The sequence below is a fragment of the Williamsia sp. z71 genome (genome assembly GCF_059553375.1).
In genome coordinates this window covers 651635-677668 of record NZ_JCANWX010000001.1, presented here as the reverse complement: position 1 = coordinate 677668, position 26034 = coordinate 651635, and the positions used below count along the sequence as shown (strand labels likewise).

21 protein-coding genes and 4 tRNA genes are annotated in these 26034 nt (G+C 64.9%); 7 read left to right on the top strand and 18 right to left on the bottom strand.

The features are described 5' to 3' along the window. Nucleotides 1–36: 36 nt before the first annotated feature. From rplA to AC51GR_RS02860, 10 genes are all read right to left on the bottom strand, one after another. Nucleotides 37–750, bottom strand: a complete 714-nt coding sequence (gene rplA, locus AC51GR_RS02905; protein WP_496323125.1) for a 50S ribosomal protein L1 — start codon at nt 748–750, stop codon at nt 37–39. Nucleotides 751–863: 113 nt separating this feature from the next. Further along, on the bottom strand, nt 864–1298 hold the full coding sequence (gene rplK, locus AC51GR_RS02900) for a 50S ribosomal protein L11 (RefSeq protein WP_482135627.1): 435 nt from the start codon (nt 1296–1298) through the stop codon (nt 864–866). Nucleotides 1299–1402: 104 nt separating this feature from the next. Next, nucleotides 1403–2242 (bottom strand): transcription termination/antitermination protein NusG, encoded by an 840-nt coding sequence (nusG, locus tag AC51GR_RS02895; RefSeq protein ID WP_496323124.1) that lies wholly within the window; start codon nt 2240–2242, stop codon nt 1403–1405. 43 nt (nt 2243–2285) lie between these two features. Beyond that, on the bottom strand, nt 2286–2771 hold the full coding sequence (gene secE, locus AC51GR_RS02890; protein WP_496323123.1) for a preprotein translocase subunit SecE: 486 nt from the start codon (nt 2769–2771) through the stop codon (nt 2286–2288). 108 nt (nt 2772–2879) lie between these two features. Beyond that, nucleotides 2880–2952 (bottom strand) — tRNA-Trp (locus tag AC51GR_RS02885). Nucleotides 2953–3166: 214 nt separating this feature from the next. Further along, on the bottom strand, nt 3167–4249 hold the full coding sequence (locus AC51GR_RS02880; protein ID WP_496323122.1) for a fused (3R)-hydroxyacyl-ACP dehydratase subunits HadA/HadB: 1083 nt from the start codon (nt 4247–4249) through the stop codon (nt 3167–3169). Nucleotides 4250–4407: 158 nt separating this feature from the next. Then, nucleotides 4408–4575: a 50S ribosomal protein L33 gene (gene rpmG, locus AC51GR_RS02875; protein ID WP_028463290.1), complete on the bottom strand. Its 168-nt coding sequence runs from the start codon at nt 4573–4575 to the stop codon at nt 4408–4410. A gap of 127 nt (nt 4576–4702) precedes the next feature. Beyond that, nucleotides 4703–4779, bottom strand: a tRNA-Met gene (locus tag AC51GR_RS02870). Nucleotides 4780–4845: 66 nt separating this feature from the next. After that, nucleotides 4846–4918 (bottom strand) — tRNA-Thr (locus AC51GR_RS02865). A gap of 159 nt (nt 4919–5077) precedes the next feature. Further along, nucleotides 5078–5158: transfer RNA gene (locus AC51GR_RS02860), tRNA-Tyr, on the bottom strand. A 161-nt stretch (nt 5159–5319) separates the two neighbouring features. Here AC51GR_RS02860 and AC51GR_RS02855 point away from each other — a divergent pair. Both AC51GR_RS02855 and AC51GR_RS02850 read left to right on the top strand, forming a co-directional pair. Next, entirely contained in the window at nt 5320–5811 is a 492-nt protein-coding gene (locus AC51GR_RS02855; protein WP_496323121.1) for a YajQ family cyclic di-GMP-binding protein, read from the top strand. Between the two features lie 130 nt (nt 5812–5941). Further along, nucleotides 5942–6841 (top strand): LLM class flavin-dependent oxidoreductase, encoded by a 900-nt coding sequence (locus tag AC51GR_RS02850; RefSeq protein WP_496323343.1) that lies wholly within the window; start codon nt 5942–5944, stop codon nt 6839–6841. A 65-nt stretch (nt 6842–6906) separates the two neighbouring features. Here AC51GR_RS02850 and htpX read toward each other — a convergent pair whose 3' ends face one another. Further along, nucleotides 6907–7764 carry a zinc metalloprotease HtpX gene (gene htpX / locus AC51GR_RS02845; RefSeq protein ID WP_496323120.1) on the bottom strand — a complete coding sequence of 286 codons (858 nt, stop codon included), beginning with the start codon at nt 7762–7764 and terminating at the stop codon, nt 6907–6909. A gap of 136 nt (nt 7765–7900) precedes the next feature. Then, a complete protein-coding gene (locus AC51GR_RS02840) occupies nt 7901–8911 on the bottom strand; it encodes a polyprenyl synthetase family protein (protein ID WP_496323119.1) in 1011 nt (336 codons plus the stop codon). Between the two features lie 53 nt (nt 8912–8964). Between AC51GR_RS02840 and AC51GR_RS02835 the strand changes: the two genes are divergently transcribed. Continuing rightward, nucleotides 8965–10218 carry a geranylgeranyl reductase family protein gene (locus tag AC51GR_RS02835; protein ID WP_496323118.1) on the top strand — a complete coding sequence of 418 codons (1254 nt, stop codon included), beginning with the start codon at nt 8965–8967 and terminating at the stop codon, nt 10216–10218. 78 nt (nt 10219–10296) lie between these two features. Here the strand turns inward: AC51GR_RS02835 and AC51GR_RS02830 are convergent, their stop codons facing one another. The 4 genes from AC51GR_RS02830 to menD form a co-directional block, all read right to left on the bottom strand. Next, nucleotides 10297–13635, bottom strand: a complete 3339-nt coding sequence (locus AC51GR_RS02830; protein ID WP_496323117.1) for a DEAD/DEAH box helicase — start codon at nt 13633–13635, stop codon at nt 10297–10299. 98 nt (nt 13636–13733) lie between these two features. Next, complete coding sequence (locus AC51GR_RS02825; protein WP_496323116.1) at nt 13734–14423, bottom strand: demethylmenaquinone methyltransferase; 690 nt, start codon at nt 14421–14423, stop codon at nt 13734–13736. A 124-nt stretch (nt 14424–14547) separates the two neighbouring features. Next, nucleotides 14548–15018 carry a hypothetical protein gene (locus tag AC51GR_RS02820; protein ID WP_496323115.1) on the bottom strand — a complete coding sequence of 157 codons (471 nt, stop codon included), beginning with the start codon at nt 15016–15018 and terminating at the stop codon, nt 14548–14550. 195 nt (nt 15019–15213) lie between these two features. After that, the gene (gene menD, locus AC51GR_RS02815; RefSeq protein WP_496323114.1) at nt 15214–16851 is read right to left on the bottom strand and encodes a 2-succinyl-5-enolpyruvyl-6-hydroxy-3-cyclohexene-1-carboxylic-acid synthase; all 1638 of its coding nucleotides are present in this window, start codon (nt 16849–16851) and stop codon (nt 15214–15216) included. Nucleotides 16852–16984: 133 nt separating this feature from the next. Here menD and AC51GR_RS02810 point away from each other — a divergent pair, with 133 nt between their 5' ends. The 3 genes from AC51GR_RS02810 to AC51GR_RS02800 all read left to right on the top strand — a co-directional run bounded on the left by AC51GR_RS02810 (nt 16985) and on the right by AC51GR_RS02800 (nt 21424). Further along, nucleotides 16985–17734 carry a beta-phosphoglucomutase family hydrolase gene (locus AC51GR_RS02810; RefSeq protein WP_496323113.1) on the top strand — a complete coding sequence of 250 codons (750 nt, stop codon included), beginning with the start codon at nt 16985–16987 and terminating at the stop codon, nt 17732–17734. After that, nucleotides 17731–20082 carry a glycoside hydrolase family 65 protein gene (locus tag AC51GR_RS02805; RefSeq protein ID WP_496323112.1) on the top strand — a complete coding sequence of 784 codons (2352 nt, stop codon included), beginning with the start codon at nt 17731–17733 and terminating at the stop codon, nt 20080–20082. Before AC51GR_RS02810 ends, AC51GR_RS02805 begins: the two co-directional genes overlap by 4 nt. 91 nt (nt 20083–20173) lie before the next feature. After that, the gene (locus tag AC51GR_RS02800; RefSeq protein WP_496323111.1) at nt 20174–21424 is read left to right on the top strand and encodes a saccharopine dehydrogenase family protein; all 1251 of its coding nucleotides are present in this window, start codon (nt 20174–20176) and stop codon (nt 21422–21424) included. Nucleotides 21425–21431: 7 nt separating this feature from the next. Here the strand turns inward: AC51GR_RS02800 and AC51GR_RS02795 are convergent, their stop codons facing one another. Then, nucleotides 21432–23543, bottom strand: a complete 2112-nt coding sequence (locus AC51GR_RS02795) for an Rv1355c family protein (RefSeq protein WP_496323110.1) — start codon at nt 23541–23543, stop codon at nt 21432–21434. A gap of 359 nt (nt 23544–23902) precedes the next feature. Between AC51GR_RS02795 and AC51GR_RS02790 the strand changes: the two genes are divergently transcribed. Next, nucleotides 23903–24658, top strand: coding sequence for a hypothetical protein (locus tag AC51GR_RS02790; protein WP_496323109.1), 756 nt, complete (start codon nt 23903–23905; stop codon nt 24656–24658). Here AC51GR_RS02790 and AC51GR_RS02785 read toward each other — a convergent pair. Further along, nucleotides 24619–25680: a GGDEF domain-containing protein gene (locus AC51GR_RS02785; protein ID WP_496323108.1), complete on the bottom strand. Its 1062-nt coding sequence runs from the start codon at nt 25678–25680 to the stop codon at nt 24619–24621. The two genes, AC51GR_RS02790 and AC51GR_RS02785, sit on opposite strands and share 40 nt — an antisense overlap. Nucleotides 25681–26034 lie beyond the last annotated feature (354 nt).

Sequence of the window (26034 nt, the reverse complement as noted above, 5' to 3'; positions counted from 1 at the left end):
TTGGGGAGTCCCGGCCTCATGTCAGTTCAGACGTGCTCAGACGTCTTCGTTGTTGTAATTACGGTTCACCGACGGGTCCACCTGGATGCCCGGTCCGGAGGTGGTCGAGACGGTGACCTTCTTCAGGTACCGGCCCTTTGCCGCCGACGGCTTCGCGCGCAGGATCTCGTCCAGCGCAGCGCCGTAGTTCTCGGCCAGCTTCTTCTCGTCGAACGAAGCCTTGCCGATGACGAAGTGCAGGTTCGCAGCCTTGTCGACACGGAAGTTGATCTTTCCGCCCTTGATCTCGTTGACGGCCTTGGCCACGTCAGTGGTGACGGTGCCCGTCTTCGGGTTCGGCATCAGGCCACGCGGTCCGAGGATGCGGGCGATGCGGCCGACCTTGGCCATCTGATCCGGGGTGGCGATCGCGGCGTCGAACTCGAGCCAGCCTCCCTGGATCTTCTCGATCAGGTCCTCGGCGCCGACCTCGTCGGCTCCGGCAGCGACGGCCTCATTGGCCTTGTCGCCGGCGGCGAAAACGATCACACGGGCGGTCTTACCGGTGCCGTGCGGAAGGTTGACGGTGCCGCGCACCATCTGATCGGCCTTACGGGGATCAACACCGAGACGGACTGCAACCTCGACGGTCGCGTCGGTCTTGGTCGAAGAGGTCTCCTTGGCCAGCTTTGCAGCCTCCAGCGGACTGTAGAGCTTGGACTTGTCGACCTTTTCAGCTGCGGCCTTGTATGCCTTGCTGTTCCTGCTCATATTCGCTCTGTCTTTCTCCGCAACTCATGCGGTTTGGTGGTACGGACCGAGCCGGCCCTGCCACGATTACTTGGTATTGAGTTCGGCCACTCAGAGCTTGCGAGTTCGCAAGCTCACTCGACGGTGATGCCCATGGAGCGGGCGGTTCCGGCGATGATCTTGGCGGCCTGCTCAACGTCGTTGGCGTTGAGGTCTTCCTGCTTGGTCTTTGCGATCTCACGGACCTGATCCATGGTGACCTTGCCGACCTTGGTCTTGTGCGGCTCTCCCGAGCCCTTCTGCAGACCGGCGGCCTTGAGCAGCAATTTCGCGGCCGGCGGCGTCTTCAACTTGAAGTCGAAGGAACGGTCTTCGTAGACGAAGATCTCCACAGGCACGACATTGCCGCGCTGGCTTTCTGTCGCGGCGTTGTACGCCTTGCAGAACTCCATGATGTTCACGCCGTGCTGACCAAGTGCCGGACCCACGGGCGGTGCCGGGTTGGCGGCGCCTGCGTTGATCTGGAGCTTGATGATCCCGGTGATCTTCTTCTTCTTCTTGGGGGGCATCCTTTTCCCTGTTTCTGATTGATGTCGCTTGGGCTGATGACTTGCTTCAGCCCGGTTTCACGCCCGCTGGAGACGTGAAAGTCTGTTGGGCCGGAAAAGACCTGCTAGATCTTTTCGACCTGGTTGAAGGCGAGCTCGACCGGGGTCTCACGACCGAAGATCGAAACCAGCACCTTCACCTTGCGCTGCTCTGCGTTGACCTCGCTGATCGACGCGGGCAACGTTGCAAACGGTCCATCCATGACGGTGACCGATTCGCCGACCGTGAAGTCGACCTCGACGACCGGCGCGCTTGCGGCGGCCAGGTCTGCTCCACCCTCGGAGCCCGATTTGGCCGAGGCCTTCTTGGGCTCGGTGCGCGGCATCAGGAACTTGAGAACGTCGTCCATCGACAACGGGGACGGACGCGAGGTCAGTCCCACGAAGCCGGTGACACCGGGCGTGTTGCGCACTGCGCCCCACGACTCGTCGTTGAGTTCCATGCGGACGAGGATGTAGCCGGGCAGCACCTTGCGGTTGACCTTCTTGGGCTGGCCGTTCTTGATCTCGGTGACCTCTTCGGTCGGAACCTCGACCTGGAAGATGTAGTCGCCGACATCGAGGTTCTGCACGCGGGTCTCGAGGTTGGCTTTCACCTTGTTCTCGTACCCGGCGTAAGAGTGGATCACGTACCAGTCGCCGGCAGCCCTCTTGAGGGACTTCCGCAGCGCCTCGACCGGATCTTCTTCTTCCTCGGGCTCGACGGCTTCCGGGGTCTCGACGACCTCAGCGGCGTCGGCAGCCTCGTCGAGGGTCTCCTCGGGGGCGTCGTCGCCCTCGATGGCCTCGTCGGTCGGTTCGGAGTCGGAGACGCCACTGTCGACAGCGCCCGAATCACCGACCGCCTGATCGATGGTGTCGGTTTCGGTCTCGCTGATATCAGCGTCGTTCTCGGGGGTGCTCACTGCAGCCCACGCTCCCTTTCTTCGAAGCAGTCGTTCGGGTTGGTTACCCGAACAACCACAAAACTCCCTTGGCAAAAGCAAGGTCCAGTGCAGAGATGAACGCAACCATCACAATCACGAAGATCAGCACGATGATCGTGTACTGGATCAGCTGCTTCTGCGTCGGCCAGATGACCTTCTTGAGCTCACTGACAACCTGCGTCAGGAACACGTAGATCCGAATGAACGGATTACGGCTGTCTTCCGGCTTGACCCGCTTGCGCGCACCGGCGGATTTCTTGTCTTTGCCGGCGTCTTTGGTGGTGACGGCAGACGAGGTGGAATCGTCATCGCCACTGTCAGTGTTCGCGACGGTTGTTCGCTTGCCACGCGGTGATCGCTTGCCCGAAGGACGCGCCTGCGTTGCGGTGTCCCCGGCGGCGTTGTCGTCCACCGAATCCGTTGCGGAGTCCACAGAGGCGTCGAGCTCGACCTCGTCGGTCGGCTCGGCCGCGTTCTTGGCGCGTTCGGCACGGTCGCGCTTGCTCAACTTGATCCTCTCGTGGCTGAAGTCCGCTGCTCTGCGCCGGGCCTGGGCCCTGCTGCACAACAACTGACATCGGTTGCCCTCCCGGTGTGCGAAACACACCGCCAAGGGCAGGGGCGACAGGACTTGAACCTGCAACCTGCGGTTTTGGAGACCGCTGCTCTGCCAGTTGAGCTACGCCCCTTTGGGTCGTCTCGGCTTCGCTGACCACGTGATGGCCCTCGAGTCCTCGTCGACCCGGCGTCTGGACTACACAAAACCAACGCGCCACCCTCAGGGCAGCGCGCATGTCTAGTAAATCTCAGACTTTAGAAGTGTACGTCACCAGGTGGGTCGAACTCCAACCAGCTCTGTGAGCTGGGCTTTGTCCGTCGATTACCCGGGTCGGTACGAGAGATTCAGTTGAACTGCACGGTGGCGAGTGCGCGTCCGAAGATCTTGCGCTCGCCTTGTTTTGCCACCATCGAGATCTGCCCGCGCCGGGTTTCCGGATCGAGCGACTTCACCTTGCCGGTGAAATCGACGGATGCGTAGTCATCTGCGGGTACGTACACGGGGCTGGTGAAGCGCACGTTGTACTCGCAGATCGCAGCCGGGTCGCCGATGAACTCTCCGAGGAAGCTTGCTCCCAGGCCCATCGATTGCATGCCGTGGGCGACCACGTCGTCCAGGCCGGCGACCTTGATGACCTCATCACTGTAGTGGATGGGGTTGGGGTCGCCCGCAACCCCCGCATAGTTGATCAGGTTGCCGCGGGTCAGCTTGAAGGTGCGCGGCGGCAACTCCTGGCCGACGGTGAGCGAATCGAAGTTGATGGCGGCGTACGCCTGCGGCGACATGGTGGGATCGGGCTCGTCGTAGCGGTCGAACGGTCCCACGACTGTCTTGCCCGGGTTGATGCCCTCGGGTTCCCGCATCATCACGTGCTCGAGCTTGTCGACCAGCGCGGGGTCGGCTTCGACGGCCGCTCGCGCGGCCAGGCTGGTGAAGGTGGTCATCACCGGTTCGTTGCGCTGGTTCCAGATGACGTTCTTGGTGACCATCAGGTCGGTGCCGGACATCTGACGGAAGGATTCGAGTGAGACATCGCACACCAGGCGGTCGCCGACCTTGATCGGCTGGTGGAAGACGAGTCGCTGATCGCTCTGCATGATCTGCCACAGGTCGTAGCCGGTGACGACGTCCTCGAAGAGGCGCCGCTGCGCGATGATGCCGAGGACCGAGACGAACGTCGGAGCGGCCACGAGGGTGTCGTGACCCATCTCCCTGGCCTTCTCCTCGTTCCAGTGCACCGGATTGGTGTCCTGGACGGCGCGGGCGTGTTCGCGTACCTTCTCGCGTCCGACCTCGTAGTAGTCGTCGACGGTGTACTTGAACCCGACCATCTTCTGCGTGTGGTCGGCGATCTGCTCGGGGGTCTGCTTCTCGCCGTCCCCGGGAGCATCGAGCTGCTCGACCTTGGCTTCGCCCGCATTCGTCACTCGACCGACCTCATCTTTCAACTATCTGTTGGACGACGGCGGTGCGATCATCGATCAGGGCTGGGGCCACCGCACCGTTGTGCCAGAACACCAAAGACCGGGAACACTTGCGCGTCCCCGGTCGAATAGGCAGTCAGCGACTGACCACCAGCTGGTGGCTAGCGCGATTCCTTGTGGTTCTGGTGCGTTCCGCAGTTGGGGCAGAACTTCTTGATCTCAAGACGATCGGGGTCGTTACGCCGATTCTTCTTGGTGATGTAGTTGCGGTGTTTGCAAACCTCGCAGGCCAAGGTGATCTTGGGGCGCACGTCTGTTGAGGAGGCCACGGGATTGCCTTTCAGGTGGATCGTGTGGTGTGTCTCCTTGAGGGGAGACACTCGGTGGTCATCGCCGGAGCGATACTGCTGGCGCGTTGCCGCGAGCGGCACTGCTAGCGCTTTGCCGGAGGCGACCTGGTAGCGATGGCCGGACTCGAACCGGCGACCTAACGATTATGAGTCGTTCGCTCTAACCAACTGAGCTACACCGCCATGGCCCGGAATCGACTACGGCGGGGCGGCGTAAAGCAGTCCCACCGCTCGATCCTGAGTCCAGCGAGCCCCCTGACGGAATCGAACCGTCGACCTTTTCCTTACCATGGAAACGCTCTACCGACTGAGCTAAGGGGGCGTGGCTCTTGGCTCCGGCACCTTGCGGTGCCCTTGCTTCAGGGCCTCATCGAGATTACACAGCGCGCCGGGCTGGTGCCAAATCCGCTGTTCATCTCCTCTTTCGCACCAAACGGCCTCTCACTGAGAAATCCAGCTCGAGGCCGCTTCCGTGGCGCTGTGGCAGGTATAGGATTCGAACCTATGTAGCTTGCGCGGCGGATTTACAATCCGCTCCCTTTGGCCGCTCGGGCAACCTGCCTTGCCACTTTCCGGTGTCTTTTGGACCGTCGGAAAGCAACGCGGGAAACATTACATCGGGTACCCCCCATATTCACAAATGCGCTGTTCAGAGCCCTCGAATCCAGAGCTTTTGACTGTGGTGCAACGTTTCGGCCGGGCGCCCGACTACCCTTGTCGGTTATGGCAGATTCAAGTTTTGACGTGGTCAGCAAGCTCGACCGCCAGGAAGTCGACAACGCGCTCAATCAGGCCGCCAAAGAGCTGTCGCAGCGTTACGACTTCCGCGGCACCAACACCACGATCGAGTGGTCCGGCGAAGAGAACATCGTGATCACCTCGGACGCCGAAGAGCGGGCCCAGGCCGGCCTCGAGGTGTTCAAGGAGAAGCTCATCCGACGGGACATCTCCCTCAAGGCGTTCGACGCCGGCGACGTGGTGGGTTCGGGCAAGACCTACAAGATCACCGGGTCACTGGTCCAGGGCATCGACTCCGAGAAGGCGAAAAAGATCAGCAAGGCCATCCGCGACGAGGGCCCCAAGGGTGTCAAGGCTCAGATCCAGGGCGACGAACTCCGGGTTTCGAGCAAAAAGCGGGACGATCTCCAGGAAGTGATCAACCTCCTGAAGAACAAAGACTTCGAGATCGCCCTGCAGTTCGTGAACTACCGGTAGGTCCGACACTCCCCCGTTTCGTCCCCCTGGATGCCTGTCGAGGGCACATTGCCCTCGACGACCGACCAGGGGGACGAATTCGGCCTCACCCGGCCGGTTGATGCCGCAGAATCAGCCCGTGCAGGTCGGAATGACGATGCCGGTCATGGAACCGGACCTTGATGCGGCAATACTGCGAGCCTGGGCGAGGGCAATCGACGAAGGCCCGTTTTCGTCGCTCTGCTGGGGTGAACGGATCGCCTTCGACAATCCCGACAGCCTGACGCTGCTGGGCGCGATGGCGGCGTGGACCGAGCGGGTACGTCTGGTGACCACCGTGATCGTGCCGCAACTGCACGATCCGGTGATGCTGGCGAAGGCACTCGCCACCGGGGACGTCATCAGCGGCGGCAGGCTCACCGTCGGGATCGGTGTGGGTGGTCGACACGAGGACTACCGGTCGGTGGGTGCCGATCCGAAAACCCAGACGATGCGGCAGATGGCCGACCGCGTCGACGTCATGAAACGCGTGTGGGCCGGGCAGCGCCAGACCGATTCAGTGCGCCCGGTCGGGCCCGTCCCGATCCAACCGGGCGGTCCCCCGCTGCTCGTCGGGACGATCGGACCCAGGACACTGCGCAGCGCGGCCGCCTGGGCCGACGGATTGGCCGGCGTCACGCTGGACCTCGAGCTCGGCAAGCAGCGCGAGCTGTTCGCGACCGCCTCCACCGCATGGTCAGCGGCCGGCGCGAAACCACCGCACCTCGCTACGTCGTTCTGGTTCGCACTCGGCGACCCCGAACCCGCCCGCGCCCAGATACATCAGCACCTGCGCCACTACATGAACTGGATTCCGGCCGAGTTCGTCGATGCGATCGCACCCACGACGGGCTGGTCCGGCTCCGACGCCGAACTCGCCGTAATACTCGAGGAGTTCGCCGCGATCGGCACCGACGAAATCCACCTCATCCCAACCAGTTCCGACATCGGTCAGCTCGATCGGGTCGCGGAGATCGTCAAAGATCTTCGGCTGCAGCCGCGTCCGGCCTGATCAGTCCGAAATCGCCTGCGAGACCGGCCTGTCGCAATCGCAGAATCCTGTCGATCAACGAGCCGTCAGCTGCGTCCGCGCGACATTTCTTCGAGCCGACGGATGCGATCCTCCATGGGCGGATGTGTGGCGAAGATCTTGCTCATGCGCTCACCGGCCCGGAAGGGGTTGGCGATCATCAGGTGTGACTGCGCGGCGATATCCGGGTTCGGCGGCAGCGGTGCCCGCTGGACCCCGCCGGAGATCTTGCGCAGCGCCGAAGCCAATGCCAGTGGGTCGCCGGTCAATTCGGCACCGGAGGCATCCGCCTGATACTCGCGAGAGCGCGACACCGCGAGTTTGACCACCGTCGCCGCGATCGGGCCGAGGATGGTGATCAGCAGCAGCACAATGGGATTCGCACCGCCATTACGGTTGCCGCCGAGGAAGAACGCGAAGTTGGCGATACCACTGATCACCGCCGCCATCGCACCGGCGATGGACGAGATCAGGATGTCGCGATTGTAGACATGTGAGAGTTCGTGCCCGAGTACAGCTCTGAGCTCACGTTCGTTGAGGATCTGCAAGATCCCGGACGTGCAGCACACTGCCGCGTTCTTCGGGTTACGGCCGGTGGCGAAGGCGTTGGGCGCCTCGGTGGGACTGATGTACAGCGCCGGCATCGGCTGGCGGGCAACGGTCGCGAGTTCCCGGACGATGCGATAGAGCACCGGCGCCTGGACCTCGGTGACCGGTTGCGCATGCATGGACTTCAGGGCCATCTTGGCGCTGTTGAAGTACACGTACCCGTTGACGCCGACGGCCAGGATGATCGCCAGCACCAGGATCGCCGGACTCTGGAATGCCGCACCGATTCCCACGATGATGGCCGACATGAGCCCTAACAGCAGGGCCGTCTTCAGTCCGTTGGCATGGCTGCCCATTGATCACTCCTGTTCTCTCGCACTGGAGGTTCAACGAACGAACGCCGCCTTCCGTTCCCGATGATGTGGCCTTTTGGCGAACAAAAGCCCAGGTGGGCCCCGCCAAAACGGCACATCATCGGGCTTGGGCGAGGGGTCAGCCGATGCGGTCGACGGTGTAGCGAACCAGTGAGCTCATCGCGTCGTGCGCGGAACCCGCTGGCAGCTCGGCCAGCTCGGTGTACGCGGCGTCCGCGTACCCCTTCAGGGTTGCCCGGGCCTTGACGAGGCCTTCGGACTTGTTGAGTAGTTCAAGGGCCTCTGCGACCTCATCGTCGGTGGTGAGGGCGCGGTTGCTGCCGTCGGCGGCCACGACGAGTTCCCGCAGTCGGGTCTCGGCCGGGTCCGCGAGTGCATAGAGCACCGGGAGGGTGTGCACGCCCTCGCGCAGGTCGGTGCCCGGGTTCTTGCCCGAGTCGCCGGCCGCCGAACTGATGTCGATGATGTCGTCGGAGACCTGGAAGGCCACCCCGACCGCGTCCCCGAGCCGCGAGAGCCGCTCGATCTGTTCGGTGTCCGCACCCGATGCCATGGCTCCGAAGCGGCCACTGGCCGCGATCAGCGAGCCGGTCTTCTCCCACACCACCCGTAGGTAGTGCTCCACCGGGTCGGACTTGCCGCGGGCGCCGACGGTCTCGCGCATCTGACCGGTGACCAGTTCGGCGAACGTGTCCGCGATGATCAGCACCGCATGCGGGCCCAGGGTCGAGACCAGGCGCGATGCCCGGGCGAAGAGGAAGTCGCCGGCCAGGATGGCCACGCTGTTGCTCCACCGGCTGTTGGCGCTGAGCGCACCGCGGCGCAGGTCGGCCTCATCCATCACGTCGTCGTGGTACAGCGTCGCGAGGTGGATCATCTCGACGACGGTCGCCGACGTGATCACCTCATCGGCGTGCGGCTGCGGACCGAAATGGGCCGACAAGATCGCGAAGATGGGGCGGAACCGCTTGCCACCGGCCTTCGCGAGATGTGTGGCCGCCTCGGTCAGGAAGTCCTCGCCGGAGGACAGCTCCTTGAGCAACAACTCCTCAACACGCTCGAGCGACTGCTCGACGTCCTTGGCGAAAGCCTCGGATCCCATTTCAAGACCTGCGAACGTTGTCTTCACGCCTGACCTGCTCCCGTCATAGGACGAGCCTAGTGGTGCGGGATACTTGCCGGGTGAGTGCACCCATCCGCGTTCCCGCGCGCACCGAGATTCTGGTCGTCGGTGCAGGTCCTGGCGGGTCGGCGGCGGCCGCAGCCGCAGCAGCCGCCGGTCACGAGGTCACATTGCTCGATTCTGCGGTGTTTCCGCGCGACAAGACCTGCGGTGACGGGCTGACGCCACGAGCGATCGCAGAGCTCGATCTCCTCGGTCTCGCCGATGCGTTCAGCGGCCCCCGCATCGAGGGACTCGACCTGCAGGGGTGGGGTGGACGCCAGCAGGTGCGGTGGCCGCAGAAGTCGGCGCACTTCCCTGCCTACGGCAGCGCGGTGGCCCGCACCGAACTCGATGACCGCATCCGGCACCACGCACTGGACGCGGGTGCGACGATGGTGTCCGGGGTCAAGGCGGTCGGCGCCACCATCATCGGCGGCAAAGTGACTGCGGTGCAATGTAATACGCCCGACGGCCCGGCCCAGATCGAGGTCGGCAAAGTGATTGTCGCCGATGGCGTCCGCTCCGCACTGGGCACGTCGCTGGGTCGTAGCTGGCATCGGAACACCGCCTACGGCGTGGCGGCGCGGGCGTACGTGGAGTCCGGACGTTGCGACGACACCTGGATGGGCTCACACCTCGAATTACGTGATGGCGCCGGTGAATTGTTGCCCGGCTACGGCTGGGTCTTCCCGCTCGGTGCGGAGTCCGGGCTGGTGAACATCGGGGTCGGCGCGCTGGCCACCGAGAAGCGTCCGGCCCACATGGCGCTGCGGCCGATCATCGAGCACTACACCAACTCTCAGCGCAACGACTGGCAGCTGCGCGGCAAGCCCCTGCGCATCGCCTCTGCCCTGCTGCCCATGGGCGGAGCCGTCTCGGGTGTGGCAGGCGCGAACTGGATGTTGATCGGTGATGCCGCGGCATGCGTCAATCCACTCAACGGCGAGGGCATCGACTACGCCCTCGAAACCGCCCGCCTGGCCGTCGAAGTCCTTGGCGAGAACGATTATTCGACGTTGTGGCCGGATCTGTTGCGGTCCCGCTATGCGCTTGCCTTCTCTGCGGCCCGCCGTCTGGCCGCAGTGTTGACGGTCCCGCGAGTGGTCCCGATCCTGGGACGTCCGGGTATCCGCTCGGCCGCCCTGATGTCGATGGTGGTGCGCGTGATGGGCAACCTGATCACCGAGGACGACTCCGATCTGATCGCCCGTGCCTGGCACCTCGCCGGCCTGACGAGCAACAAACTCGACGCCCGCCCGCCCTTCACCTGACCCCCACCCCCCGATAATGTGCCCTTTTGGCGACCAAAAGCCCAGGTGGGCACCGCCAAAAGGGCACATCATCGGGGGTTACTCCAGCATTTTGCGAATGTCGTCGGCGTCGACGGCGGTGGAGAACATCTCGCCGTCGTCGACCACGGCGTTGAACAGTTCACGTTTGCGGTCCTGCAGCGCAACCACCTTCGCCTCGATGGTTCCGGCGGACACCAGTCGGTAGACGGTCACCGGCCGGGTTTGGCCGATCCGGTGCGTGCGGTCGATGGCCTGGGCCTCTGCGGCCGGATTCCACCACGGGTCACAGACGAAGCAGTAGTCGGCCTCGGTCAGATTGAGCCCGAAGCCGCCGGCCTTGAGACTGATCAGGAAGACCTGAGTCTTGCCGGAGGTGAAGTTCTCGATGGCCGCGGTCCGCTCCTTCGCCGACAACGATCCATCGAGGTAGCTGTACCGGATGTCGTCCGCTTCCAGCGCCTTTCGCAGCACGCCGAGGAATCCGGTGAACTGGCTGAAGACGAGCGCACTGTGCCCCTCCGCGATCAGTTCCGGAAGTTGCTCGCGGATGAAGTCGACCTTCGCGGACGCAACGTCGCTGTCCGCCGGGTCGACCAGGCCGGCATGCAGGCTCAATTGGCGCAGCATCGTCAACGACCGGAAGATCTGGAAACGGTTCTTCTCCCAATCCCCGAGCAGGCCGAGCACCACCTCGCGCTCCCGGACCAGTCGGGTGTCATAGATCTTGCGGTGCTTCGGCGACAACTCGACCTGCAACACCTGCTCCTGCTTGGCCGGCAGATCCCGCGCTACCTGGTCTTTGGTGCGGCGCAACATCACCGGCTTGATGCGCTTACGCAGGACCGGCAACCGCTCCGGATCCTCGCCCTTCTCGATGGGCTTACGGAAGAACTCACCGAACGACTTCGGACTCGGGAACAACCCGGGCACGGTGATCGACAGCAGCGACCACAACTCCATCAGGTTGTTCTCCATCGGAGTCCCGGTGACGGCGAGCTTGAACGGCACCGACAACCGCCGCGCACACTGATGGGCTTTCGAATTGTGGTTCTTGACGAACTGGGCCTCGTCGAGAAGCATGCCCGCCCACTCCTGCTCGTCGTACGAATCGAAATCGATCCGCAGCAACGCATAGGTGGTGATCACCAGGTCGGCGTCGGCGATGAACTCTGCCAACGGTTTGCGGCTCCGCGCCGCGGTCGCGGTGACGGCCACCGCCTTCAGGTCGGTGAAGCGGTGACACTCCGACACCCAGTTCCCGACGACGCTCGTGGGCGCGACCACCAGGAACCGCCCGGCTTCCCCGTTCTCGCGGGCTCGGGCGAACAACGCCAGGGTCTGCAGGGTCTTGCCGAGTCCCATGTCGTCGGCCAGCACGCCACCGATCCCGTTGTCCCAGAGAAACGCGAGCCAGTCCAAGCCGTCGCGCTGGTAGTCGCGCAGGGTGGCATGGAGCATCAGCGGCGGTTCGACGCGCTGCGGCGGTCGCGCCGCGCTGAGCCTTTCGACCCGTTCGCGCCACTGCCCGAGTTGTTCGTCGACCACACCGAGTTGCAGCAACTCTTCCCACAGCGTGGCGTTCGCCGGGAGCGCCGGGACGCGTCCGGCGTCCAGCTCCCCCAACGTCTCGGCCTCGGTCATCAGCGCTTTGAGCTTGGTCAGCTCGGGTGTGTCCAGCTGGAAGTAGACCCCGGACGGAAGCAGCATATGCGTTGCACCCGTCGATAATTCCGCGAGGACGTCGGCGACCGGCACCTGCTCACCGTCGACGTCCATGGTGATCGCGAGGTCGAGCCAGTCGGACTCCCCCGAGTCCGACCCGGCGAACCGTACGCGCGCCCGCTCGGTGACCTTCCGGTACCGGGTGGTGACCTCGGCGACGTCGAGTACCAGGTCGTCGCGGTCGGTGAGCGTCGGCAGGATCTCGGCGAACAGGCGCGCGGTCTCGACGGGCGTGAGTTGCAGATCGCCACGCAGCGTTCGGGTCGTCGCAGCCGCTATCGCATGCTCGTGATCGGCCGACTGCAGTTCGCGGATCGGCGGGAAGCTGCCGGTTCCGGGAGCTCCCCCGGGGTGCGTGGCCAGGAGGCGAAAGGCCGCCACCTGCGACAGGACGGTGACCGCCGCCAGGACGTCACGAAGCTTCTCCCACAGTTCCTGCTCGGCGGCCACGTCGCGCCAACGCGGCTCCGCCGGCGGGTCGTCACGGAAGTCGCGCGGCTTGTCGTTGACCAGATAGCGCATGGCCCAACGGATGTGGGCGGTGTCGTGGACGAGCTGGACGGTGAGGACAGCGACGGGCCCGGTGATGACCGGTGGCTCGAATACCGATTCGTCCACCCGCACCGCCACCGATTCGCGCAAGCGCGGCAACATGTCCGCAGCGAACGCGGCGGCATCTCCGGCCGGGATGACAATCGGCGGACCGTCCAACAGTTGAGCGACCGCACCGTTGTCCGGTTCGAAGGGTGCGAGCGTGAGCACACCGTCGTCGTCGATATACGAAACACCGTGCGGTTCCTTGTTTCCCAGGATTTCGACGCCATCCGACGGCAGCGTGACGCCATCGACGTCGATCTCGATCACGACGCGGGTGTCACCGCCGAGCTCCCCACCGATGTCGAGGGTGAGCCCGGCCCGCTTGCCGATGTGTACGTCCTCGATTCCGGTGGACGGGTCACCGAGGATCGGGATCCCGGCTGCGAGCGCGGCATCGAGCTGTTGCCAGATGGTGGCCGGTGCCGTCGTGAGGATCAATCCGTAGTGGAGTCCGTATCCGGTGGTCCGCATGGACCCCGAGGCCATCGACTGCAGCACCGAGACCTGCGCCATGTCGAAGTGTCCCGGTCCGAGCCCGACGATCATCGGCCAGTCGATACCTGACCTGATCCACTTCGAGCGTGTGCCCGGACGTAACAGTCGCAGCGCCAACTGAGCCGGTTTGGGCCGGCGCCCGGGGGTGACGCCCTCGCTGTAGAACACCTGTAAGGCCAATGGTTCGGCCGGAGTGGGCCGATTCTGTTCGAGCAACGGCCGCAACCGGCGTTCCCACTGCGGGACCTGCTGGGCGGGCAAGCGCGAGACGTCGGTGTCGATGCCTTCGGCAAAGGTGAGCAGCAACGCCACGGCGTGTTTACAGAAGTAGCCGACCGGGCAGGTGCACGACGCATCCGCGATCTTCCAGTCCGGACCGAGGCCGCTGAAGACCACGCGCATGCCGTAGGTGGAGACACCCGAGCCCGTGCATCGTCCGGTCAATCGGTGCTTCGGTTCGTCCCACTTCACCGCACTGACGCGGCGCTGTTTGGCGTACGCCGCGCCACGACTGAGCGACCCCGGATCGAAGTCGCCCATCAGCGACGCCGCGGTGATCAGTTGCGCCCAGTCGGTAGTCATTGATTGCAGGTTAGCGAGGGATCCAGACAGCACCGAAAGTGTGGGGTTTTGGCGAACAAAACCCCAGGTGGGCGTCGCCAAAACACCACATCATCGGGTTAGGCAGGCTTGACGCCCCGATGCAGCGCGGTGATCCCGAAGGTGAGGTTGCGCCAGCGGACGTCGTGGAACCCGGCATCACGCATCTGCTGCGCCAACTCCGGCTGATTCGGCCACTCGCGGATCGACTCCGCGAGATACACATATGCCTCGGGGTTGCTCGAGACCTTGGTCGCGACCGCCGGCAACGCCTTCATCAGGTACTCCATGTAGACCACCCGCATCGGTTCGAAAACCGGCGTGGAGAACTCACAGATGACCACGCGACCACCCGGTTTGAGAACCCGGAACAGCTCGGCGAAGGCGACATCGACATCGTTGACGTTGCGGAGACCGAACGAGATGGTCGCGGCGTCGAAGGTGTTGTCGCCGAACGGCAGGTGCAACGCATCGGCGGCCACCTTCGGCACCGGCCGCTTGGCCCCGGCCTTGAGCATGCCGAGCGAGAAGTCCGCCGCGACGCAGAACGCACCGGACCGCGCGAGCTCGACGGTTGACACCGCCGTGCCGGCCGCGAGATCGAGTACGACATCATCGGGCCCGAGGGCCAACGCCTTGCGGGTGGCGACACGCCAGCCGCGGTCCTGACCGAACGACAGGACGGTGTTGGTGAGGTCGTAGCGTCCGGCGACACCGTCGAACATCGCCGCTACGTCTTTGGGATTCTTGGCCAGCGATGCACGAGACATGACCGCAACCGTACCGGCTGGCACCTGATGCCCCCGGCGCCGACCTGACCACACGTACTGACGGGCTCCGTCTCAGGGCCAACTCTCGAGGTCGAGCAGCAAGCCGGTGTCGGAGGCGAAGTTGTCAGACTGCCTTCGACGCCGTGACGGGGGCCGGGACCGCAGATGAATGTCCGTCGGACCGCCGCCGGTTGATCTCGGCGAGGAGCACCATGATGCCGCCGATGACCAACCACGAGTACACCAGCACCGACAGCGCGGGCAGGATCGCCAGGCTCGCGTCGCGGCCGGTGACGCGGACGAGTTCGGGGTCCGACTTGGAGTAGTCGATGCTGATGCGCTGCCCCTTGGTCAGGCCTCCGGGATAGAAGACGCCCAGGCGGGGACTGTGGAACATGCCGTCGGGTGTGGAGAACGCGACCGACGCCTTGGTGGGGCCGGCGCTGGTCACCTCGGCCACGGTGGTGGCCTTGTCGGAGTTGATGAGGGTGTCATTGCGATAGGCGCCGGCGACCATGGTCGCCATCATGATCGTGATGATGACCCCGACGGTGAGCAGCCCGATCTGAACACGGCGCAGCACGGTCGGAGACATGCCGCCACCATAGTCACTCGGTCCCGACGACCCAATTCCGTCGCCACGCACCCGACCGGACCCACCGCCCAACGTGCCCATAACGCCGTTGAGCGTGCCTAAATCACCGTCGAGCGTGCTCAAGTTGCACGCGACGCCATCTCGGACGACAACTTCGGCACGGTCGACGGTGATATCGGCACGGTCGGCGGGTGGTCAGAGGCGGGTTTTGATGGCCGCGTGCAGCGACCGCAACGTCGACCGGTCCGTCCGGACCTCGATCACCTCGATGCCCTCCCCGGACGCGTTCAGTGCACCGGGCAACTCGTCGAGCGTCACCAGTCGGTGCGGGGTGCCGAAGCCGGCGCAGACCGACGCCAGGTCGGTGCGGTGCGGGGTGCCGAACACCCGCTCGTAAGCGCCGAGGTAGTCGTCACCGGAGAAGCGGGGGTCGCCCTGTTCGAGCAGACCGAAGATGCCGCCGCCGTCGTCGTTCGCGACGACGATCGTCAGCCGCTTCGGCCGTGGTTCGGCCGGACCGATCAACAGACCGGTGGCATCGTGCACGAAGGTCAGGTCGCCCATCAGCGCGACCGTCCGGGCGCCGGTCGCGAGTGCCGCGCCGATGGCGGTGGAGACATTTCCGTCGATCCCCGCGACTCCTCGGTTCGACAGGACCCGCACATCGGGACCGACACGTCCGGCCAATGCGACGTCGCGGATGGGGTTGGACGCACCGACCACCAGTTGCTCACCGGGCGCCATCGCCGCGCTGACGATCTTCGCCACGTGCAGTCCGGTGACGGTGTCGGTGGCGTCGAGTTGCATGTCGACGGCATTGACCGCTCGTTGATGCGCCGCCGCGCAGGCCTTGAGCCAGTCCTCGTCGGGTTCCCCGGACACCTCGGCGCGCGAACCGGTGGCGAGCACGTTGCCGGAGACGTCGGGCCAGCGCGGACCGGTGGTCAGGGCATACACGCGGACGTTCGGGTCGGCGAGCAGCGTCGAGACCTCGCGGTGCAGCGTCGGGCGACCACAGATGATCGCCTGGGTGGGACGCAGCGCCGACAACGCGAGCGGATGCAGCGGGTTCTCGGGAGCCGGGGCGGTCGGCTCGGCCACGGTCGGCAGGACGGCCAGTTCGGGCCGATACCCGGCGCCGTGCCCGGACACCACCACGGTCGGTTCGCTGATGTCGATGCCGACGGGCACGTCCAGCTTCCCGACGGCCGTCACCGTCCAGGGCGCACCGTCGGGCCGGCCGGCGAAAACGCCGAGGTCATCGCCGGGCGCCACGCCCGGATCGGGAACCAGCGGCTCGCGCAACGGGATGTCGAACTGCACCGGTCCGGCATTGCCGGTGCGGGCGCCCCGGGCCGCGGCGAGTACCCGCCCGACGGCCGAACGCCACTGGCTGTTGGTGTCTAGGTCCTGTTCGGCCAGCCCCAGGCTGATGGCCGCCCGCACCTGGGTGCCGAAGATCCCGAACTGTTCGATGGTCTGGTTTGCACCCGATCCGAGCAGTTCGTAGGGCCGGTTCGCACTGATCACCACCAATGGCAGCCGCGCGTAGTTGGCCTCGAAGACCGCCGGGCTCATGTTCGCCACCGCGGTACCGCTGGTCATCACGATGGGCACGGGCTGCCCGGAGGCCGCGGCCAGACCCAGCGCCAGATAGCCGGCGGTCCGTTCGTCGACCCGCACGTGCAGTCGCAGGAGCCCGGCCGCGTCGGCGGCATGCAACGCGAACGCGAACGGCGCATTGCGAGAACCGGGGCACAACACGGCTTCGGCCACGCCTCCGCGGATCATCTCGTCGACGATCACGCGCGCCTGCAGGGTCGAAGGGTTCATGACTTCAGGCTAGCGGCGCGGCCCGCCTGTCTCTCGCGTCGACCGGTGTGACGACGCGGACATCCGCCCGCGCCGACCCGTCATGGCCGCGACTTCGGACGCGAACCCGGCCCTACCGGGTACGGTTCCAAGGGTGATCGGCTTACCGACATCGGTGACGGCATTGCTGTTTGATCTCGACGGGGTTCTGACCAACACGGCAACAGTTCACCGTCGAGCGTGGAAGCAGGCTTTCGACACCTTCCTCGCGTCCTACTCTGCGGCAGACCCCGACCAGCGTCGACCCTTCAGCGACGATGACTATCTCCAGTACGTCGATGGCCGGTCGCGCGACGACGGGATCACGACATTCCTGGCGTCCCGCCGCATCACGCTTCCGCCGGGCCGCGCCGGCGACACCATCGACGACGCCACGGTCAGCGGCATCGGCGACACCAAAAACGGCCTGTTTCTCGAAACACTGAAAACAGAAGGCGCGCAACCCTATCCCGACGCTGTGACGTATCTGAAGGCAGCGCAGCACTCGCAATTGGCGATCGCCGTGGTGACCAGCTCCAAGAACGGCGGCCCGATCCTGGAGGCAACGGGGCTGGCCGCCTACGTCTCCGCCCGCGTCGACGGACTCACGATCGCCCAGCGCGGTCTCGCCGGAAAGCCCGCTCCGGACGCATTTCTCGCCGGTGCCGAGGCTCTCGGCGTGCCACCCGAGCAGGCCGCGGTGTTCGAAGACGCCGTCGCGGGCGTGGCAGCCGGGCATGCCGGCCACTTCGGTTACGTCGTGGGCGTCGACCGGACCGGCGGCGACACCCACGGCGACGACCTGAACCGAGCCGGTGCTGACCGCGTGGTCACCACCTTGACCGACCTGTTGGAGGCGCGATGACCCAGGATCCCCGGATGGAGGTGGCGCCCTGGCATCTGAGCTGGCGCGGCACCGACCAAGAATCTCTTGGTCACATCGAGTCGATCTTCGCCCTGTCCAACGGCCACATCGGGTTGCGTGCCAACGTCGAGGAGGCCGAGCCGGTCTTCAACCCCGGGACCTATCTCAACGGCTTCTACGAACGTCGCGAGTTGCCGTACGCGGAAGGTGGTTACGGGTATCCCGAGGACGGGCAGACGGTTGTCAACGTCACCAACGGCAAGATCATCAGGCTGCTCGTCGAGGACGAACCGATGGATCTGCGCTACGGGACCACCCAGCATCACGAGTGGAAGCTCGACTTTCGTTCGGGAACGCTGTTGCGCACCACCGAGTGGACCTCACCGGTCGGCCGACGGATCCGGATCACCTCCGAACGGCTGGTGTCGTTCACCGAACGGGCGATGGCCCTGATCCGCTACGAGGTCGAACCACTGGACGAGGACACCGAGATCGTCCTCCAATCCGACTTGCTGGCCAACGAATCGACGGCCGGACCCGCAGGCAAAGATCCGCGGTTGGCCGCTGCACTCGACCGGCCGTTGGTGGGCGATTTCGCCGAGGCCCACGGCCACCGGGCCGTTCTGGGCCACCACACCAGGGAGTCCGGTCTGCGGATGGCCGCGGGGATGGACCATGAGCTCGATGCCCCGAACTCGGTGTCGTGCGAGATCCTGAGCGATGATCTGGCACGGTTGACCGTGACCGCCAATGTCCCTGCCGGACAACGAATCACGATCACAAAATTCCTGGCGTACGGGTGGTCGAGCCAGCGGTCGCCCTCGGCGCTGCAGGCCCAGGTCGACGCCGCCCTGGCGATAGCCCGCGACAACGGCTGGGACGAGCTGAAGGCCCGCCAGCGCCAATATCTCGACGCCTTCTGGGATACCGCCGACGTCGTCATCGACGGCGATCCGGAACTGCAGCAGGCGGTCCGCTTCGCACTGTTCCAGGTCTTGCAGGCAGGTGCCCGCGGCGAGAACCGGGCGCTGGCGGCAAAGGGCCTGACCGGGCCCGGATACGACGGCCACGCCTTCTGGGACACCGAGACCTTCGTGTTGCCGGTCCTGACCTACACCGTCCCCGATGCGACCGCCAACGCGCTGGGCTGGCGGCACGCAACGCTCGGGATGGCCAAGAGCCGGGCCGTCGAGCTGGGCCAGGCGGGGGCGATGTTCCCGTGGCGCTCGATCAACGGTGAGGAATGTTCGAGCTACTGGCCCGCCGGCAGTGCCGCGGTCCACATCAATGCCGACATCGCCGCAGCGGTCTCGCAATACGTCGCGGCCACCGGCGACCTTCAGTTCGAGATCGATCGGGGTCTCGAACTGCTGATCGAGACCGCCCGATCCTGGGCGTCCCTGGGCCACCACGACCTGCGCGGGGACTTTCGCATCGACGGGGTCACCGGACCGGACGAGTACTCCTCGGTCGCCAACAACAACGTCTACACGAACCTGATGGCGCAGAAGAACTTCCGCGATGCCGTCGCCGCGTGCAAGCGGCATCCGCCGGTGGCCGCCCGATTCGGTGTCGACGACGAGGAGACGGCGTACTGGAAAGACTGCGCCGACCGGATGACGCTGCCGTATGACCCGGAACTGCATGTCCATCAACAGGCCGAGTCGTTCACCCGCCAGGCCAAATGGGATTTCGCTGACACACCACCCGAGAACTATCCCCTGCTCCTGCACTACCCGTATCAGGATCTCTACCGCAAACAGGTGGTCAAACAGGCCGATCTGGTACTCGCGATGTGGCTGCGCGGTGATGCCTTCACCGCGGATGAGAAGCGGCGCAACTTCGACTACTACGAACCCATGACGGTGCGGGATTCGTCCCTGTCGGCCTGTGCGCAGTCGATCGTGGCCGCGGAGGTCGGACATCTGGATCTGGCGTACGACTACTTCATCGAGACCGCGCTCACCGATCTGCACGACCTGCACCACAATTCGTCCGGCGGTCTGCACATCGCGGCGCTCGCCGGGACCTGGTTGTGCTGTGTCGCCGGCTTCGGCGGGATGCGGGATCACGGTGGTGTTGTCACCTTCGCGCCGAGGATTCCCCACCGGCTGGACCGCATGGTCTTCCGGATGACATTGCAGCGCACCTACATCGAGGTCGAGGTACATCATCAGGAGGCGACCTACCGGCTGATCGGCGGCGACCACCGGCAGCTGTGGCACCACGGTCAGTCGTTCCTTCTCGGCGACGATCCGGTGACACTGCCGATCGAGGAACTGCGTCCGGACTCGACGCCTGAGCAGCCGCCGGGCCGACAGCCCTATCGCCGCATCAAGTCGTATTGACCGGCCCGAACCCGATCGATTGCCGGCTGCTCAGGCCACCCGGCCGGGGTAACCGGAAGCCGGGCCCCACAGTTTTCAGTAGGGTCGGGTCATGAGTGATCGCGAGTTCGACATTGTTGTCTTCGGAGCCACCAGTTTCGTCGGAGCGCTGACGGCCGAATACCTGGCCGAACATGCCCCCGCCGGAACCAAGATCGCGCTGGCCGGCCGCAGCGAGCACAAACTCTCGCAGATGCGGTTCGACCTGCCCGCGCCCGCCAACGCGTGGCCGCTGATCGTTGCGGACGTCGATTCACCGGCCACGCTCGACGCGATGACCGCCCGCACCCGGGTGTTGTGCACCACCGTCGGTCCCTACCTGAAGTACGGCGAGGCGGTCCTGGCCTCGGCCGTCAACAACGGCACCGACTACGTCGACCTCACCGGCGAGGTGCCCTTTGTCCGGATGTCGATCGACAAGTTCGGCGACCAGGCGAAGTCCAACGGCGCACGCATCCTGCATTCCTGCGGGTTCGATTCCGTCCCTTCCGATCTCGGCGTCTACCTGCTGCACAAGAAGATCAGCGCCGATGGCGAGGGCACGATGGGTGATACGACGATGGTGCTCCGCAGGTTCCGCGGTGGGATCAGCGGCGGGACGATCGATTCGATGCGAGTCATCGCCAAGGAGGCCGCCAACGCCGACACCCGTCGCACCCTGCTCGATCCCCACGCCCTGTCCACCGGACCGGGCGAACACGCGGGCATCAAACGCAGCGCCGAACCCAGTGACATGGCGCTGGTCGACGCCTCGAAGGTCGATCCGAGCCTCAAGGGGACGCTGGCTCCGTTCTTCATGGCCAGCCACAACACCCGGATCGTGCGCCGGTCGAATGCCCTGCTCGACGGCGCTTACGGCGAGAACTTCCGATACGGCGAAACCATGTACGTCGGAGACACGCCGTACCTCTCGACCGCCATCGCTGCCGTGGTCGCCGCCGGCACCGGGGCATTCCTCGGCGCGATGTCGATCGGCCCGGTCCGCAAGGTGCTCGATCGTGTCCTGCCCAAGCCCGGGGAGGGACCCAGCGAAAAGGCGCGGGAGGCCGGGTATTTCACCACCGAGACCTACACGACGACCAGCACGGGTAAGCGTTATCGGTCCCGGATCGTCGCCAAGGGCGACCCCGGGTACAAGGCCACGGCGGTGATGTTGTCGGAGTGCGCGTTGTCGCTGGCGCTGAACCGGGACGAACTGCCACCCCGGTCGGGCATCCTGACCCCGGCGGCCGCAATCGGCGACGTCCTCATCGAACGCCTCCGCGCCGCGGGCTTCACGCTCGAAGCCGAGCAGCTCCCCTAGGCCCGGGTCAGCTCACCGGACGACGCCGGCTCACCGAGGGAACAAAGGCCGACCGCGACAGTCGCAGTACCGCGGCGACCGCCCCACCGTCCTTCACATCGAACAGTTCGTGGAACTGCGTCGCCAGGGCGAACAACTCGTCACTCTTCTTCGGCGAGATCGCATCACACTCCTGCGGCCCATCGGCATACAGGAACGCCGGCGTGATCGGCTGAACGGCCAGGCCCAGTGCCTGCGCGCGGATCCACAGATCCTGCATCGCAACTCCACCGTGGACGTAGGCATCGGCGTTTCGTCCGCCTACCGTCACCACCGCCAGCGCCGACGCGGTCATGATCCGGCCCTGCGCATCTGCGCCCAGCGCCGACCCCGCACCCCAGGCGTCGAGGTGCGCCATCACATCGGGGCGACGCAGCAACGCCAGCAACGGGGCCTGCTGCGGCATCAGTGCCATGTCCCCGACCTCGATGCCGGTGTCCGAGGCCATCTCTGAGGCGGCCACGATCTCCGCCATCATCTCGGCCTGCAGATCCGGATCCAGGTATCGCAGCCGTTCGGCCGCCCCCGCGATCACGCCGAATGCGGCGAGTGTCTCCGGATCGGTGACCAGTCGGACCTGCGCGCCGGTGGGCACGTCCTTCGACAGCTCGCTCACCACGTCGTCGCCGAGCTCACTGCGATCGCCGAAACCCCGATTGGTCCGGCGATCGAGCACCGCCCGAATCGGTACGGTGCCATCGGCTTCCACGATTCCGCCGAAGTCGAACCGAACCTGCAGTTCGCTGCCCGACCCGGTGATCGCGGTCTTGCCTGCCACTCCGACGGCGGACGCGGCAACCGTCATGTTGTGCAAGACCGCACCCAGTGCCACCGCCGACGCCCGCCGGGCCACATCCATCCGCGACGACGGCGAAGTGGAGGCTCGCACCGTCACACCGGCATCGTCGGCATCAAAGCTCCACGGCTGTGCGTTGCCGAGCGAAGGGGCCCGAGACCCTGCGTACACCACCGCATCTCGGGGCTCGAGGGCCGCGAACTCGGCGGCCACATCGACGTCGGTCCGCGGTGCGGGCTCGGCAGCGGCGGCCGGTTCGGTCAGACCTTCGAGGATGGAATCCAGATCGACCCGGACTCGGCCCGACGGGAGTGATTCAGCCCGGACGATCCGCCGGACGGCTGCGGCGACGGTCGCGCCGCCGAGAGCGACGTCGCCACCGAGTTGTGGCCAGGCAGAAAGGGTTCGGCCCATTTCGAATACTGAAGCAGCCATTCGTGATGTCAATCGGTCGCCGTCGAGGATCTGTAGCGCAAAGGGCACCTTCTCGGCGGCCGACAATCCCGACAATGAGGCCGCATTGAAATCGCCCAGCAGACCGTGGAACAACGGCCGATCGGGCTCGAGATCAAATCGCTCGACGTCGAGAACACCGCCGTCGCTGGTTTCCATGATCACCGGAATCCCCAGTGCCCGCGCCCTATCCCGGACCAATACTTTCGCGTCGAATGAATCACATTCTTCTATGACGATATCCAGGCCCGCCAAGAACTCATCAATTGTGGATTCCTGTACACCTTCTCGGTGCACCCGGACATCGAGATAGGGATCGATCTCCGCAATTCGCCGGGCCGCGACAACCGCTTTGTTGACGCCGATGTCAAAGACCGAACCGGGAACTCGATTCAGGTTCGACAATTCGATGTCGTCGAAATCGGTCAGTCGCAACTCGCCACAGAGACCTTCGAGTGCCAACGTATGTGCAACTGCGTGTCCGACGCTCAGGCCGACGACCCCGATTCGCAGCCCAGCGGCCCGATCCTGCTCGTCGACGGTCAACTTGTTGCGGTTCCGGTCGAGCCGCAGTCGCCGATATCCGGCGGGTCCGAGCAGTCGAATTGCCGTCTTTCGCCAGGGATAGTAGATCCAGCGGGCCGGCTCATCGAGAAACTCACTCCCCAACGGCGGGATCAATTCGCCTGCCGCCGACAGCTGGGAGGCCACCGAATCCAGGAGGTCTATTCCCGATGTGGCGCGGAGTTCCTCGAGACGGCTGCGCCCCTCCGGATTCCGTTCGTCGATAACCTCAACGGTCGCCTGGGATTCATTGGCCTGATCGCTCACTACACCATCCTGTTTTTGTTTTCAATGCTTCCCCGGGATTGAAACCTGTTCCCCCGGGGCACATACGGACTGCTGTACATCCCACATCCGCTGAGCCCTAGCGACATTCGACCGAGGGAATTGGACGTTCGCTCAGAACACTGTCCAAAGCCGGGCATGCAACTAACCGGATGGGGCGTTTTCGGCGAGGGAGATTGACACACAGTGACATAACGACCAGAAACAAGCAACAATACGCATGGGACAACAAAACCCCGCGCGATGTTTGCTACCTGCAAGACCATCCATGAAACCCACACCAGCTATCCACAATAGTGAGATAGCAATAGCGCGCACACATGTGCAGGCCAGGAGACCCAATGACCACCGCATTCGCCCCCCATCGTCGAACCGCACAGATCGGCTCAGCAGCGCGTGACTTCACCGCTCGGGTCATCGACGAGCAGACCGGGACGACTCTGATCGTCGGCACTCCGCAATCGGTTCCGGATGTGTGGGTCGAGTATCTCGACGGCGCTCGCGAAAGCTACGCCAAGTACGGCGCGGAAATGGCCCTCGAGTACGACGACGTCGTCCGCGGCCACTGCACCACGTTGTTCTACGCCGCCCTCGACCGATCGGGAACGGTCATCGGCGGCGTCCGCGCCAAGGGACCCTACCGCAACGCCCACCAGTCCCACGCATTGCTCGAATGGGCTGGTCAGCCGGGCCTGGAGATGGTCATCGACGCGATCGATTCGCGTCTGGCCGATGGCGTCGTGGAGATGAAGACGGCGTGGGCCGCCGAGGGGCCGGCCGCCCCGACGGTTGCCGGGATGCTCGCCCGCGTGGCCCTGCCGACCATGACGCTGACCGGTGCCCGCTACATCATGGCCACCGCCGCGGACCACGTCCTGCGTCGCTGGGAGTCCTCCGGCGGCCGGGTCGCCGAAGACATCCCGGCCTCGCCGTACCCCGATGCGCGCTACCAGACCAGCCTGATGTGGTGGGACCGCGACCGGATCGCACTCGATGCCAAGCCGAAGGTGCTCGCCCACATGATGCAGGACACACAGATCCTCGCGGCCGGCGCCGATCAGAACGGCTGGTCATCGACAAGTGGCGTCGCCGCCTGAGAGCGGACGCCGGCGGCCCGCCGTCTGCGGACCAGATCGAGATTGCCCACGCGGCGTTCGTCCGCGACAAACTCGACCTGAGGCTCACTCGGAGGGCCAGGAACCCACACGATCGGTGCACATGTGCGCGAGATCACTTTATTTCGCCCGGCATCCTTGGCGGCATACATGCACCGGTCGGCTTGCCTGGTGAGGAAGTCGATCACGTCGTCGATGTTGGGGCGACCGGTCGTCGACCGGATCAGCGGCGCATAGATGGCGCCGATACTGATCGTCACACCGCATTCGGCCTGGATCCGATCGCGGATCTGCTCTGCGAGGTCGACGAGTTCTGCGGGGTTGGCCGACTCTGTCATCACCACGAACTCCTCACCACCGAACCGGCTGACGATCGAACGGCTCGGAACCGTCTTCTCGATGAGGGCGGCCGCAGTCACGAGCACGGCGTCCCCGGCCGCGTGCCCGTGGTTGTCGTTGACGGACTTGAAGTTGTCGAAGTCCATCATCATGAACCCGATCGACTGACGGGTCCGGACGATGCGCTCGAGCAGATCACTGTTTCGGTTCAGCAGCCCGCGACGATTGAGCACGCCCGTCAGGGGGTCGGTATCACCTAGCTTGGCCACCTTCAGGAGCACCGAACCGAGCGACTTCCGGAGCGCTGCGACCATGAACACCGGCACGAACACAGTGGTGACCGCGGCGCCGGTCGCCACGATGAGCGCCACCCCCGAGGTGGCGTTGAAGGACGACAGTGCCACCGCGAGCATCATCGCGAGCACGGTGAACGAGACGGTCACCCGCCGCGACGAGCCCATGGCAGCGATCGCCGGGATGGCGGCCAGCAGCGCCACGATCGCCCGGGCCGCGGCCGGATCCGACACCAGATAGGCCGACCATGCGACACCCAACATTCCGCCGAATCCCAGCATTGCGAATTGCGTATCGGACAATCTGCCGACATATAGCGTGACCGCGAAAGAAAATGTACTGAAAAGCCAGATGACGACCAGGTATTTCATACCGCCGTCGATAATGAATTCCGGCTGTATGAACGCGAACAATGGCAACGCGAAAGCGCCCGCCGTACTTATCAGTACCGCAGTTGATCGTGCGTCGAAGCGGTCCGAGAACTTGTACTCCACAGCGATCAGCTATCCGAATCCCCAACACGTGGCGACGCCACCGGTCAGACGCGCCAGACCTGACCGGACATGCGACGATGAACCCTTGAGGCGCGAATTACCACTCAACGCCGGTTCCCGATTGGGAACAACCATAGCCAGTCTAGTCACGTGTTCGACTTGCGGGCCATCTTAGGTGGAAATTCGCCGGAGCGCGGTAGTCTCAACGATTGAACGAGCGGGGCGAGTGCA

What these genes read in the sequence shown, in the direction of transcription:
- AC51GR_RS02800 (WP_496323111.1), top strand. Translation starts at nt 20,174, where the DNA reads ATGAGTGATCGCGAGTTCGACATTGTTGTCTTCGGAGCCACCAGTTTC.
- htpX (WP_496323120.1), bottom strand. Translation starts at nt 7,764, where the DNA reads ATGGGCAGCCATGCCAACGGACTGAAGACGGCCCTGCTGTTAGGGCTC.
- AC51GR_RS02830 (WP_496323117.1), bottom strand. Translation starts at nt 13,635, where the DNA reads ATGACTACCGACTGGGCGCAACTGATCACCGCGGCGTCGCTGATGGGC.
- AC51GR_RS02850 (WP_496323343.1), top strand. Translation starts at nt 5,942, where the DNA reads ATGACGATGCCGGTCATGGAACCGGACCTTGATGCGGCAATACTGCGA.
- rplK (WP_482135627.1), bottom strand. Translation starts at nt 1,298, where the DNA reads ATGCCCCCCAAGAAGAAGAAGAAGATCACCGGGATCATCAAGCTCCAG.
- rplA (WP_496323125.1), bottom strand. Translation starts at nt 750, where the DNA reads ATGAGCAGGAACAGCAAGGCATACAAGGCCGCAGCTGAAAAGGTCGAC.
- AC51GR_RS02825 (WP_496323116.1), bottom strand. Translation starts at nt 14,423, where the DNA reads ATGTCTCGTGCATCGCTGGCCAAGAATCCCAAAGACGTAGCGGCGATG.
- AC51GR_RS02805 (WP_496323112.1), top strand. Translation starts at nt 17,731, where the DNA reads ATGACCCAGGATCCCCGGATGGAGGTGGCGCCCTGGCATCTGAGCTGG.
- AC51GR_RS02820 (WP_496323115.1), bottom strand. Translation starts at nt 15,018, where the DNA reads ATGTCTCCGACCGTGCTGCGCCGTGTTCAGATCGGGCTGCTCACCGTC.
- AC51GR_RS02790 (WP_496323109.1), top strand. Translation starts at nt 23,903, where the DNA reads ATGACCACCGCATTCGCCCCCCATCGTCGAACCGCACAGATCGGCTCA.
- menD (WP_496323114.1), bottom strand. Translation starts at nt 16,851, where the DNA reads ATGAACCCTTCGACCCTGCAGGCGCGCGTGATCGTCGACGAGATGATC.
- AC51GR_RS02785 (WP_496323108.1), bottom strand. Translation starts at nt 25,680, where the DNA reads ATGAAATACCTGGTCGTCATCTGGCTTTTCAGTACATTTTCTTTCGCG.
- AC51GR_RS02855 (WP_496323121.1), top strand. Translation starts at nt 5,320, where the DNA reads ATGGCAGATTCAAGTTTTGACGTGGTCAGCAAGCTCGACCGCCAGGAA.